Source organism: Methylobacillus sp. MM3 (genome assembly GCF_001645185.1).
Classification (GTDB): domain Bacteria; phylum Pseudomonadota; class Gammaproteobacteria; order Burkholderiales; family Methylophilaceae; genus MM2.
Map to the genome: position 1 here is coordinate 49,217 of NZ_LXTQ01000001.1, position 12,375 is coordinate 61,591.

Below are 12,375 nucleotides of genomic sequence, written 5' to 3' on the forward strand. Positions count from 1 at the left end.
CATGAGTGATCAAAACTGGGAACGTCATACCATTGAAAAGCTGGCTTTTGCTTCCATGCAAGAGCAGCGACGCAGCAGGCACTGGGGAATTTTCTTCAAGACGCTGACTTTTGTTTATCTGTTCGCGCTGCTGTTTATCGCGCTCGACTGGATAGGCCCGAGCAAGGCGATTGGCTCGCACACCGCGCTGATCGATATCTACGGCGAAATCGGCGCAGAAGGAGAGGTGACGGCTGACGACACCATTTCCAGCCTGCAAACGGCCTACGATGACCAAAATACTAAAGGCATCATTCTTCGCATCAATAGTCCGGGCGGCAGCCCGGTGCAGGCTGGTATCATCAATGATGAGATCAAGCGTCAGCGTAACCTGCATCCCAACATCCCGATTTATGCCGTGGTCGAGGACGTATGTGCTTCAGGCGGTTATTACATAGCGGTTGCCGCCGAAAGGATTTATGTCGACAAGGCGAGTATCGTGGGTTCCATTGGCGTCATCATGGACGGTTTCGGCTTTACCGGCACGATGGATAAGCTCGGTGTCGAACGGCGTGTACTGACGGCGGGTGAGAACAAGGCCTTGCTCGATCCGTTCTCTCCGGTCAACCCGCAGCACGTCGCCTTTGCCAAGAGCATGCTGGATGAAATTCACCAGCAGTTTATCCAGGTGGTGCGCGAAGGACGCGGCAAGCGCCTCAAGGAAACGCCGGACATGTTCAGCGGACTTTTCTGGAGCGGCGCCAAGAGCATCGAACTGGGACTTGCGGATGGCCTGGGCGGCTCGGATTATGTTGCGCGTGAAGTCATCAAGGAAGAAAACATCGTTGATTTCACGACACGCGAAGGCCTGGCCGACCGTTTTGCCAAGCGTTTCGGTGCGTCGATTGCGAGCACGCTGAGCAGTTCCGCAATCAAATTGCATTAAGACTGTCTGACTGGGCGGGGCTCGCTCCGAGCCCTGCATCTTGGATAAGACTGTTAATCCTCAAGGCTTTTCGGGCCGTTTCGACATAAGGTTTTCTATGCAGGTGCAGCAAATCCACTGGCGAGTTTTCGCAGATACCACCGAACTGAAACAAGCGGCTTTCAATGCCGTGCTCGCTAATGCCAATGCGGCGATTTCAGCACATGGACGTTTCACTATCGTGCTGGCGGGCGGCTCCACACCGCATGGGATTTATCAAATGCTGCGCGATGCAACGACCGACTGGTCGAAGTGGCATGTGTATTTCGGCGACGAGCGTTGCCTGCCGTCGGATCATGCCGATCGCAATAGTTTTATGGCGAACGAGAGTCTGCTCAAGCACGTGCCGATTCCGCGCAACCAGATTCATGCGATGCCAGCCGAATTGGGGCCGGATGATGCGGCAGCGTCCTATTGCAAGACACTGGACGGCGTCGGCGAATTCGATCTGGTACTGTTGGGCATGGGCGAAGATGCACATACCGCCAGCCTGTTCCCGGGCCTTGCGTGGGAGTCGGCGGATTTTGCGCCGGTCATTCCTGTCAGAAACGCGCCTAAGCCGCCTTCCGACCGCGTTTCGCTTTCCGCATCCCGGCTTTCCAATGCGCGTCAGGTGATTTTCTTTGTAACTGGTGCCGGCAAGCGTGAAGCCGTGACTTTATGGCGTGACGGCAGTGATATGCCTGTCGCGGCGATCTGCCCAATGACCGGCGTGGAGGTCTATATGGACGCGGCGGCCGACCCGGCTACCGTGGAAAGCAACTAAGATCTTTCAGGCATTTGCCGAAGCAGGATTTAAATCTTCTGCCATTCCCGCAACAAGGCAGCCTGACCGTAAGGCTGCCCCATTTCATCCAGCAAATTCCACACCGTTGCATTGCGGATCAGGAAGCGTTTTCCGGTACTGGAAATCCTGACTCCGCTGTAATCGTCTATGTAACCTTGCGTGCTGACACGCAACAACAATCGGTCGCGTTCTTCCTGCACCAGAGGCTCCGCGGAAAGACGCGAGGGCAGGGCAGTGAAGTCCGCCCATGTCATTTCAAAAAGCTGTAATGCCGTGCAATTAGCGTAATTGAAGATGGGGTCGGCTTCGGTGCCGTGCGAAACGACGGCGTAAGGGGCTTGATTCAGTGCGGTGACAGCTTCCTCGCCATCGACCGCCGGATCGAGCAGGTGGCGCCCGGTCCAGTGGCGATAGCTGTTGCCGAGAATCCGCACATGGCGGATCAGGTCTTTCTCGTTCAGAAGCAGGAAGTTTTGTAATAGTTGATCAGGCCGTTGGTGGAGGCGTCATGGCCGTTCACGGGCTTGGCGTCGGACAACTCCGGCAGAATGCTGTTCGCCAACTGCTTGCCGAGCTCCACGCCCCACTGATCGAACGAATTGATATTCCAGATGATGCCTTGTACAAAAATCTTGTGTTCATACAGCGCAATCAGTGCGCCTAGCGTCTTGGGATCGAGCTTGCGGAACAGGATGGAGTTTGTCGGATGGTTGCCTTCGAACACCTTGTGCGGCAAGAGCTTCTCAAGGGCGTCGCCGTTCAGGCCGGCGGCTTCAAGTTCTGTACGGGCTTCGGCTTCGGTTTTGCCGAGCATGAGCGCCTTGGTTTGCGCGAAGAAATTCGAGAACAGGATCTTGTGGTGATCGCCCATCGGGTAATGCGTTTTCATCGGCATGATGAAGTCGCATGGGACGAGGCGCGTGCCTTGGTGTATCAGCTGATAGAACGCGTGCTGGCCGTTGGTTCCCGGCTCGCCCCAGATGATGGGGCCGGTGTCATAGTCAACGCGTTTACCGTCGCGATCCACGAATTTGCCGTTGCTTTCCATGTCGCCCTGCTGGAAATAAGCCGGGAAGCGTGCCATGGATTGGTCGTAAGGCAGTAGCGCTTGCGTCTGTGCACCGAAGAAATTGTTGTACCAGATGCCTATCAAGCCAAGCATGACGGGCAGGTTCTTTTCCAGCGGCGCGGAGCGGAAATGCTCGTCCATTTCGAATGCGCCCTGCATTAGCGCTTCAAAGTTATCCATGCCGATATGCAATGCAATCGACAGGCCGATCGCCGACCACAGCGAGTAGCGGCCGCCGACCCAGTCCCAGAATTCGAACATATTGGCCGGATCGATGCCGAATTTCGCAACTTCAAGGGAATTGGTCGAAATTGCCACGAAATGACGGGCGATGTGGGCTTGATCCTTGGCGGCCTCCAGGAACCATGCACGTGCCGAATGGGCGTTGGTCAGTGTTTCCTGCGTGGTGAAGGTTTTGGACGCGACGACGAACAGCGTGGTTTCGGGGTTGCATTTCTGCAATGTCATGCCGAGATGGGCGCCGTCGATATTGGAAACGAAATGCGCGCGCAGGTCGGAACGGCTATAGGACTTGAGTGCGGAGCACACCATGAACGGGCCGAGGTCGGAGCCACCGATGCCGATATTGACGACGTCGGTAATGGGCTTGCCGGTAAAGCCGCGCCAGACGCCGTGGCGGACGCGTTCGGTGAAGTCGCGTATCTGCTCCAGCACGCGGTTGACAGCCGGCATGACGTCCTGGCCGTCAACGAAGATCGGTCGGTCGCAGCGGTTTCGCAATGCGGTGTGCAGTACGGCGCGGTTTTCGGTGATATTGATTTTCTCGCCGCTGAACATACGGTCGCGCCACTCTTCGACGCGACACTCGCGGGCAAGTTTGAACAGCAAGGGGAGCGTATCGTCGGTGATGCGGTTCTTGGAGAAATCCAGCAGGATGTCGTTGTATTTTATGGAAAATTTTTCGAATCGTGCTGGGTCTGCGGCGAACATGTCGCGCATGTGTAGGGGCGCAACGCTGCGCTGATGCGCAACCAGTTGCTGCCAAGTGGCTGATTCGGTCAATCGGGACATGATGTTGAGATTGTGTTTTTACTTGATTTTAAATTTCGCGTTTCAGAATTATACCCGCGAGTGGCGGCAGGGTGACGACTAGTGAGTGCGTATAGCCCATCCAGCTCACTGCTTCGGTATGAAGGCCGGCTCCGTTACCCATGTTGCCGCCGCCGTAACAGACGGCATCGCTGTTCAGCAGTTCACGATAATACCCGGGTTCGGGCACGCCGATGCGATATCCCTGGCGTGGAACCGGCGTGAAATTGAGCAGCACGACGGCATATTCCCCTCCGGCCGAGCGGCGCAGGTAGCTCATGATCGACTGATCGGCGTCATGGCAATCGATCCAGGCGAAGCCTTCGGGCGAGAAATCCAGCTCGTGCAGGGCCGGGGTGCCGGCGTATAGCTTGCCAAGGTCGCCCATCAGGGTTTGCACGCCCTTGTGCCAGCCGATTTCCAGCAAATGCCAATCGATACTCGATGTGGCGCGCCACTCCACGCCCTGGGCAATTTCGTTGCCCATGAAGTTGAGCTTCTTGCCTGGGTAGCTCATTTGATAGGTCAGCAACAGGCGCAGGTTGGCGAACTTTTGCCAGGCATCGCCCGGCATCTTGTCCAGCAGCGAACGTTTGCCATGCACGACTTCGTCATGCGAGAACGGCAACACGAAATTTTCGGTGTAGGCATAAAGCTGGCCGAAGGTGAGCTGGTTATGATGGTAGCGGCGGTGCACCGGGTCCTGCTGGAAGTAAGCCAGCGTGTCGTTCATCCAGCCCATATTCCATTTCATCGAGAAGCCCAGCCCGCCGAGGTATACCGGGCGGGAAATCATGGGCCAGGCGGTGGATTCTTCGGCGATGGTCAAAGCGCCCGGAAACTCCTCGTGCACCATCACATTGAGTTCCTTCAGGAAGTCGATGGCTTCCAGATTCTCGCGGCCGCCATATTTGTTGGGCAGCCATTCGTCATGCTTGCGGGAGTAATCGAGATAGAGCATGGAGGCGACGGCATCGACGCGCAGGCCGTCGATATGGAACTCGCTCAGCCAGTAATGCGCATTGGCGAGCAGGAAGTTGCGCACTTCGTTGCGGCCGTAATTGAAAATCAGCGTACCCCAGTCCTGATGTTCGCCCAGGCGCGGATCCTCGTGTTCATACAAGGCCGTGCCGTCGAAACGTGCCAGTGCCCAACTATCCTTGGGAAAGTGGGCAGGCACCCAGTCGAGCAGTACGCCGATGCCGGATTCGTGGCACGCATCCACAAATGCGCGGAAATCGTCCGGCGCGCCGAAACGGCTGGTGACGCCGAAATATCCGGTGGTCTGGTAACCCCAGGATTCATCCAACGGATGTTCGCTGATCGGCATCAGCTCGATGTGGGTATAACCGAGCTCCTTGACGTAGGGCACCAGTTGTTCGGCCAGTTCGCGGTAATTCAGGTAGCGATTTCCAGGGCCGCGTTTCCACGAACCGAGATGCACTTCGTAGACGTTCATCGGGTCGTTCAGCCAGTTTGCGGAGCCCCGTTTCTCAAGCCAGCCGTTGTCGTTCCAGCTATATGAAGTCCGATCCGTAACGCGCGCAGCGGTGCCTGGCCGCATTTCGAATGCGGCGCCGTAAGGGTCGGTTTTAACCAGGATATGACCCGTATGGCGATTGCGGATTTCGAACTTGTAGAGGTCGCCGGCAGTCAACCCGGGAATGAATATATCCCATACGCCGCTGGAGCCATGCGCGCGCATGGGATGTACGCGGCCATCCCAGCGATTGAATTCGCCAATGACGCTGACGCGCTCGGCATTCGGCGCCCATAGGGCGAATTGAACGCCGGGAACGCCTTGATTCTCGGTGATATGCGCACCCAGCATCCGATAGGCTTGCAGCAGTCGCCCTTCGCTGAAGAGGTGGAGATCATGGGATGAGATCAGGGTGGGCAGGGTATAGGGATCGTGCCGTTCGAACGTATGGCCATCCTGTTCGATGCGCAACAGGCATGGTGTCGACGGTTGTTCCTGGCCTTTCCAGACAAACAGGCCGGTACCATTTGAGCGTTTCAACTCTTCCCAGCCGCTGGCGGCCTTGATCCAGACGCGGTTGGCGTGAGGCAGGAATGTGCGGTGTATAGGCTGATCGGACGCGCCTTGCAGGCCCAGCCATGCAAAAGGATTGTGATGGCGCGCTTCAAGAATCAGAGTTAATTGCGGATCGTTCTTTTGTGCCATGAGATTCACTTCAATGTGAAAGGAAATAAGCTGGATCGGAGGCGAAAACAGTGTCTATAATGGAATCACTTTCAGCCTAGACACAGGCGCCAAGCCACATCTACGAGAGGCTTTCATGCCCAACTATAAATCAGGAGAGGCAAAAATGCAGCAGGATTTATCATCTTCCCGTTTCGTTAGCGCGCTGACAAAAAATACCATTGCACTCATTCTTGCCGGTGGGAGGGGCTCGCGGTTAAAGGATCTTACCAATTGGCGCGCCAAGCCGGCGGTGCCCTTCGGCGGCAAGTTCCGCATTATCGATTTTCCGCTCTCCAACTGTATCAATTCCGGCATTCGCCGCATCGGCGTCGTCACGCAATACAAGGCGCACAGCCTGATCCAGCACATCCAGCGCGGCTGGGGTTTCCTGCGTGGCGAATTCAACGAATTCGTCGAGTTGCTGCCCGCACAGCAACGTGTTGAAGAGGAATGGTACAAGGGCACTGCCGACGCGGTGTTCCAGAATCTGGACATTCTGCGCAACATGGGTTCGGAATATGTGCTGATTCTTGCCGGAGATCACATCTACAAGATGGACTATGGCCAGATGCTGGCCGCGCACGTGCGCAACAAGGCCGACATGACGGTGGCCTGCCTCAATGTGCCCATCGAAGAAGCCGTCGCGTTCGGCGTGATGGGCGTGGACGAGCAGGACCGTGTGATTCGCTTCATCGAAAAATCCAAGACGCCGGACCACCTTCCCGGCGATCCGTCACAAGCATTGGCGAGCATGGGGATCTACGTTTTCAATTCGGCATTCCTGTACGAGCAGTTGATACGCGACGCGGATGATCCGAATTCCTCGCACGATTTCGGTCACGACATCATTCCGCACATGATCAGCAAGTACCGCGTCTATGCGCATCGCTTCGCCGACAGTTGCGTCAACAGCAGCGAAGGCAAGCATTACTGGCGTGACGTGGGGACGGTGGATGCCTATTGGGAAGCCAACATGGAGCTGACCAAGGTAACGCCGGAACTGAACATGTACGATTCCACTTGGCCGATCTGGACCTACCAGGCGCAGCTGCCGCCGGCAAAGTTCGTGTTCGACAGCGACGACAGACGCGGCAAGGCGGTGGATTCCCTGGTGTCTGGCGGCTGCATCATCAGCGGCGCCTGCGTGAGCCGGTCGATATTGTTCTCGGACGTGTACGTGCACAGTTATGCGAATATTGAAGATTCGATCATTCTGCCGAATGTCGAAATCGGCCGGAACGTCGTGCTGAAGAAAGTTGTCATTGATAAGGGCGTGCGTATCCCCGAGGGCATGCAGATCGGCGTGAATCACGATGAAGACCGCAAGCGCTTCCATGTCTCCGAGAAAGGCATCGTTCTCGTTACGCCGGATATGCTCGGCCATAGCCTGCACCAGGCAAGATAGTACTTCCTGGTTTTCTTTTTCCGGGTTGCCTCTTCGTGAGGCAGCCCCTTTAGCTCGTTCAGTGTGAAATCATGCCCCAACAACGCAAACTGTACCTGAACCTCTATTGGCACATGCATCAGCCGGATTATCGGGATTATCTCACCGGCGAGTTCATCCTGCCCTGGACCTACCTCCATGCCATCAAGGATTACACCGATATGGCCTATCACCTGGAGCAGAACCCGAAAGCCAAGGCCAGTTTCAATTTCGTGCCGGTTTTGCTGGATCAGTTGGAGGATTACACGCGTCAGTTTGCCGAGAACAATATTCGCGACCCGTTGCTGGGTTTGTTCCTGATTGAAGAGGGTGTGCCGCTGACGCTGGAGCAGCGCCAGCTTGTCATCGAGAGTTGTTTCAAGAGCAATCACACCAAGCTGATCGCGCCATTCCCGCCTTACCTGCATCTGTACGACATGTTCAAGATGCAGGAAGCGCGCGGCGAGGACGCATACGAATATCTTTCCGATCAGTACATGTGGGATCTGCTGATGTGGTACCACTTGGCCTGGACCGGTGAAAGCGTGCGTCGGGAGAGCGAATTCGTCATCAACCTGATGGCCAAGGGCTCCTTGTTCACCACCCAGGAGCGCCAGGAGTTCTTTGCGTTGATAGGCGAACTGATCAGCGACATCATCCCGCGTTATCGGGCGCTGGCCGAGCGTGGGCAAATCGAGATTTCCAGCACGCCGAATTGCCACCCCATTCTGCCTTTGCTGCTCGATTTCAATAGTGCGCGCGACAGCATGCCCGACGTCACTCTGCCGGAAAGCGAACATTATCACGGAGGTTTGACGCGTGCGAAGGCGCATATCGATGCCGCCATCGAGAGCCATCGGCGCCGCTTCGGGCACGATCCGGTCGGCATGTGGCCGGCGGAGGGGGGCGTCTCGCAGGCGGCATTGATGCTGTTGGCGGAAAAAGACGTCAAATGGGCCGCAACAGGAGAGTGCGTTCTAGGCAACAGCCTCTACCGCGCTTATGGGGATGCCTTGCCGGATCGCAGTCAATATCTCTACAAACCCTATCTTCTCTCTGACGGAACGCATCAAATCACCTGTTTTTTCCGCGACGATGTGCTTTCCGACAAGATTGGTTTTGAATACTCCAAATGGCACGGTGAAGCGGCGGTGAAGGATTTCGTGCATGAACTGGAGCAAATCCGGCGTAACGCCGACTCTGCGACATCTCCAGTGGTCAGCGTGATCCTGGATGGCGAGAATGCCTGGGAATACTATCCCTACAATGCCTATTACTTCCTGTCGCAACTTTATGCCGATCTGGCCGCACATCCTTATATCGAGTTGGTGACTCCCGGCGAAGTTACCGGTTTCTGCAATAAGCTCGTTGCAAGCAAAGCCGCTCCGAAAAACGGTATTTTCAAAAACGCCCATATATCGGTCGAACCGCTGCCTTGCGTCATTGCCGGTAGCTGGGTGTACGGCACATTCAGCACCTGGATAGGCTCTCCCGACAAGAACCGCGGATGGGATCTGTTGTGCGAGGCCAAGAAAAACTATGACCTCGCGATGGCAGGCAAAAAGCTTACGGATGAGGAACGTGCCAAGGCCGAAATGCAGCTGGCGGACTGCGAAGGCTCAGACTGGTTCTGGTGGTTCGGCGATTACAACTCGGCGCATAGCGTTGCCAGTTTTGACCGCCTTTACCGGCGCAATCTGACCAATCTTTATCACTTGCTCAAATTGCCTGTGCCTAAGGTGCTGGACACGGTGATCAGCGTAGGCGGCGGCGATCCTGAAGCTGGAGGGGCGATGCGGCGCGGCAAGGAAGAATAAAGCGGGAACGCAGGAATGCGGTAGCAGGATCAATATAAGCAGTTAGATCAATAAAAACGAAGGATCAGTCAAATGGCCAGAAAAGTCGCATTGCTGCTTGGAGTACATGCACATCAGCCTGTCGGCAATTTCACGCATGTATTGGATGATGCCCATGTTCGGTGCTATGGGCCATTTTTGCAGGTTTTGCACCGCTATCCCGATTTCCATTTTGCTATTCATCTCAGCGGATGGCTGCTTGATTACATGCTCCAGCACTATCCGCAGGACATGCAATTGCTGAAGGACATGGTCAAGCGCGGCCAGGTCGAATTATTCGGCGCGGGCTACACCGAGCCGGTGCTGGCCGCGATTCCTTCCGTCGATCGCGTGGGGCAGATCGCAAAGTTATCCGATTATCTGCATAAAAAACTGGGTCAGCGCCCGCGCGGCGCATGGCTGACCGAGCGCGTGTGGGAATCTTCCGTTGTGCCATCGCTGGGCGATGCCGACATCGGTTACGTGACGGTGGACGATTATCACTTCCTTTGTGCCGGCAAGGAGCAGTCTGCGTTGAACGGCTATTTCACCACCGAGGAAGACGGCCGCAAGCTTGACCTGTTCCCGATCTCCGAAGCGTTGCGCTACCGCTTGCCGTTTTCTCCGGCGGATGAAGTCGTCAGTTATCTCGAAAGCATGGCGGACGAGAGCGGGCAGGCCGCAGCCGTCTATTTCGACGATATCGAAAAGTTCGGCATCTGGCCGGAAACCTATGCCTGGGTATACGAGCGCGGTTGGCTCAGGGATTTCATCGAAGGCGTGTTGAATTCGGACATCATCCAGCCGATGCGTTACAGCGACTACCATGCCATGGCCAGGACGCGCGGCGTGGTTTATCTGCCGACGACTTCCTACATCGAAATGAACGAATGGACATTGCCGGTTCCGGCGGCGCATCACTACGCCGATCTGGTCGAGCAGGAAAAGCATAGCGACCGTTACGAGACCACCAAGCCTTTCGTGCGCGGCGGTATCTGGCGCAATTTCTTCATGCGCTTTCCGGAATCCAACTGGATGCACAAGCGCATGCTGGCTTTATCGGCGCGATTCCATGCCTTGCCCGAAAAGAACAAGACCCCGGAAATGCTGCACGAACTGTATGAGGCGCAGGCCAACGATGCCTATTGGCACGGCCTGTTCGGCGGCCTGTACCTGCCGCATTTGCGGCGTGCGATCTACAACGCAATGGTGCGACTGGAAGCGATGCTGGACAAGGTCGCACCGAGGCCCGAACGCAGCCAGGAAGACCTCGATCTCGACGGCAGCGACGAGCTCTTCCTGCAGAATGGCGCATTGCAGGCCGTGATCCGGCTGGACGGTTCGGCCTCGGTCTGCGAGTTCGATGCCTATAAGCTGGCGCACAACTTCGGCGATACGCTGGCGCGTCAGACCGAGCACTACCACCGCAAGGTGCATGCCGATCGAGGACATGATTATCGCGGGGAAGGCATTGCTAATCCGCACGAGCGCATGGGTTTCAAGCACGAGATTTTCCCGGAAGACCTGGCGACGGACGACAACGGCCTGACCTTGTTCCGCGACAGTTGGGCGGAACGTGACGGCGCGATCAGCCTGCCGGTGGTTTATGAGGCGCCCAAGGCCGGCAAGACGGCCCTGGCCGGATTCTCCGGTAGCCTCGGACATGGCGAGGTCACCAAGAAAATCGCGCTCAAGGGCAGCAGCCTGCAAGTAGCCTATCGTTTCGCGAAAGTGCATAGCGGCATCTTTCGTGTCGAGATCAACCTGGCGATGCCGAGCTGTGACGGTCCCGCCGGACGTTTCCGCATCGGTCAGGACATTCCCGGCGGTTTCGCCCAGCCGCTGCGCCTGGCCTCCATGAAAGAGTTGCTGCTGGAGGACGAAGTGCTCGGCGGCGCGGTTGGCTTGAGTTGCAGCGTCCCGTGCCTGTTGAATACCCGGCCGCACTTCAGCGTCTCGCAATCGGAGGCCGGTTTCGAGAAAATCATGCAGGCCGTGACGCTGGAACTGACCTGGCACATGAATACCATCGAAAAGGGCGTCGATATCCAGTTGGAGGTCCTGTAAAAATGTTAATCGGGGTCGATGTCGGCGGCACCAACCTGCGCATCGGCGTGGTCGATGGGCTCAAGGTCATCGACGAGCAGCGCATCCATGCCGATTTCTCGCGTTTGTGCCGCGACAATCCGCCCGAAGTGGCGCTGCCGGCCATTCATGCTGCATTGATCGAGTCCCTGGGCGCCACTGTGCGCAAGTTTCCGGAGGTGGCGGGCATCGGTATTGGTTTCCCCGGTTTTATCGATCCGGATTCCGGTTGCATTTCCCAATCCCCCAACTTGCCGGGGCTGCGCGATATCGATCTGGTGACGCCGCTGCATAACAGCCTTGGCTTGCCGGTCATTGTTGAAAACGATGCGCTGGCCGCCGCTTACGGCGAGTTCGCGCTGGCCGGGCTGGATATTCCTGGGCTGATCTACCTGGGTCTGGGAACCGGCGTCGGTGGCGGGTTGATTCATCGCGGCAACCCTTTTCCGGGTGAGCACGGCGTAGCAATGGAAGTTGGCCATATCATCGTCGAGCCGGGTGGACGTTTGTGCGGCTGCGGCAATCGCGGCTGCATGGAGCGCTACTCCTCAGCCAGCGGCGTTTCGCTAAGCTATCAGGAGGCGACCGGCACGGCCAAAGATGCCTTCGCCATCGCGCAATTGGCAGCGGCGGGGGATGCGCATGCACTGGCGGCCTTCGATCTGGCCGGCGACAAGCTGGCGCAGGCGCTGGCGCACATACTCAAGGTAGTCGATGTTGCCAACGTCATCATCGGCGGCGGCATGAGCCACGCCTGGCCGCATATGAAAGCAGTATTCGAGCGCCGCCTGGAGATGGACCTGATCCCCGTATTGCGCGGCAAGATTCGAATCTCTCTCAGCCGCGGCGAAGACCAGGCTGGCATCATAGGCGCCGCCATGCTGGCGGTCAGCCAGCTCTCCGAATAAATTACTTCTCCTGCACGCAAGCCGTTCCTGCTGCTTAAGTTAATCTTA

General features: G+C 56.8%; 9 protein-coding genes. 6 read left to right on the forward strand and 3 right to left on the reverse strand.

All coding sequences use genetic code 11. From position 1 onward, the window contains the following. The first annotated feature begins 1 nt into the window (after position 1). Together A7976_RS00245 and pgl are read left to right on the forward strand one after the other, a co-directional pair. Positions 2-925 carry a S49 family peptidase gene (locus A7976_RS00245; RefSeq protein ID WP_067105625.1) on the forward strand — a complete coding sequence of 308 codons (924 nt, stop codon included), beginning with the start codon at positions 2-4 and terminating at the stop codon, positions 923-925. Positions 926-1,022: 97 nt separating this feature from the next. After that, positions 1,023-1,730 carry a 6-phosphogluconolactonase gene (gene pgl, locus A7976_RS00250; protein ID WP_067105627.1) on the forward strand — a complete coding sequence of 236 codons (708 nt, stop codon included), beginning with the start codon at positions 1,023-1,025 and terminating at the stop codon, positions 1,728-1,730. Positions 1,731-1,759: 29 nt separating this feature from the next. Here pgl and A7976_RS00255 read toward each other — a convergent pair whose 3' ends face one another. The 3 genes from A7976_RS00255 to glgB are packed head-to-tail and all read right to left on the reverse strand — an operon-like array spanning position 1,760 to position 6,055. Next, the gene (locus A7976_RS00255; protein WP_240483749.1) at positions 1,760-2,185 is read right to left on the reverse strand and encodes an MEKHLA domain-containing protein; all 426 of its coding nucleotides are present in this window, start codon (positions 2,183-2,185) and stop codon (positions 1,760-1,762) included. A 23-nt stretch (positions 2,186-2,208) separates the two neighbouring features. Further along, positions 2,209-3,852, reverse strand: coding sequence for a glucose-6-phosphate isomerase (pgi, locus tag A7976_RS00260; RefSeq protein WP_067105631.1), 1,644 nt, complete (start codon positions 3,850-3,852; stop codon positions 2,209-2,211). 28 nt (positions 3,853-3,880) lie between these two features. Beyond that, positions 3,881-6,055, reverse strand: a complete 2,175-nt coding sequence (gene glgB / locus A7976_RS00265; RefSeq protein ID WP_067105633.1) for a 1,4-alpha-glucan branching protein GlgB — start codon at positions 6,053-6,055, stop codon at positions 3,881-3,883. 145 nt (positions 6,056-6,200) lie between these two features. Here glgB and glgC point away from each other — a divergent pair, with 145 nt between their 5' ends. The 4 genes from glgC (at position 6,201) to A7976_RS00285 (ending at position 12,327) form a co-directional block, all read left to right on the forward strand. Next, a complete protein-coding gene (gene glgC, locus A7976_RS00270; protein ID WP_067105635.1) occupies positions 6,201-7,481 on the forward strand; it encodes a glucose-1-phosphate adenylyltransferase in 1,281 nt (426 codons plus the stop codon). 71 nt (positions 7,482-7,552) lie between these two features. Beyond that, positions 7,553-9,316: a glycoside hydrolase family 57 protein gene (locus A7976_RS00275; protein ID WP_067105636.1), complete on the forward strand. Its 1,764-nt coding sequence runs from the start codon at positions 7,553-7,555 to the stop codon at positions 9,314-9,316. Between the two features lie 72 nt (positions 9,317-9,388). Continuing rightward, a complete protein-coding gene (locus tag A7976_RS00280) occupies positions 9,389-11,401 on the forward strand; it encodes an alpha-amylase/4-alpha-glucanotransferase domain-containing protein (protein ID WP_067105638.1) in 2,013 nt (670 codons plus the stop codon). Positions 11,402-11,403: 2 nt separating this feature from the next. Then, entirely contained in the window at positions 11,404-12,327 is a 924-nt protein-coding gene (locus tag A7976_RS00285) for an ROK family protein (RefSeq protein ID WP_067105640.1), read from the forward strand. Positions 12,328-12,375: the final 48 nt, after the last annotated feature.

Excerpts from the sequence above, each read along its gene's own strand:
- A7976_RS00245 (WP_067105625.1), top strand. The coding sequence starts at position 2 with ATGAGTGATCAAAACTGGGAACGTCATACCATTGAAAAGCTGGCTTTT.
- pgi (WP_067105631.1), bottom strand. The coding sequence starts at position 3,852 with ATGTCCCGATTGACCGAATCAGCCACTTGGCAGCAACTGGTTGCGCAT.
- A7976_RS00280 (WP_067105638.1), top strand. The coding sequence starts at position 9,389 with ATGGCCAGAAAAGTCGCATTGCTGCTTGGAGTACATGCACATCAGCCT.
- A7976_RS00275 (WP_067105636.1), top strand. The coding sequence starts at position 7,553 with ATGCCCCAACAACGCAAACTGTACCTGAACCTCTATTGGCACATGCAT.
- glgB (WP_067105633.1), bottom strand. The coding sequence starts at position 6,055 with ATGGCACAAAAGAACGATCCGCAATTAACTCTGATTCTTGAAGCGCGC.
- pgl (WP_067105627.1), top strand. The coding sequence starts at position 1,023 with ATGCAGGTGCAGCAAATCCACTGGCGAGTTTTCGCAGATACCACCGAA.
- A7976_RS00285 (WP_067105640.1), top strand. The coding sequence starts at position 11,404 with ATGTTAATCGGGGTCGATGTCGGCGGCACCAACCTGCGCATCGGCGTG.
- glgC (WP_067105635.1), top strand. The coding sequence starts at position 6,201 with ATGCAGCAGGATTTATCATCTTCCCGTTTCGTTAGCGCGCTGACAAAA.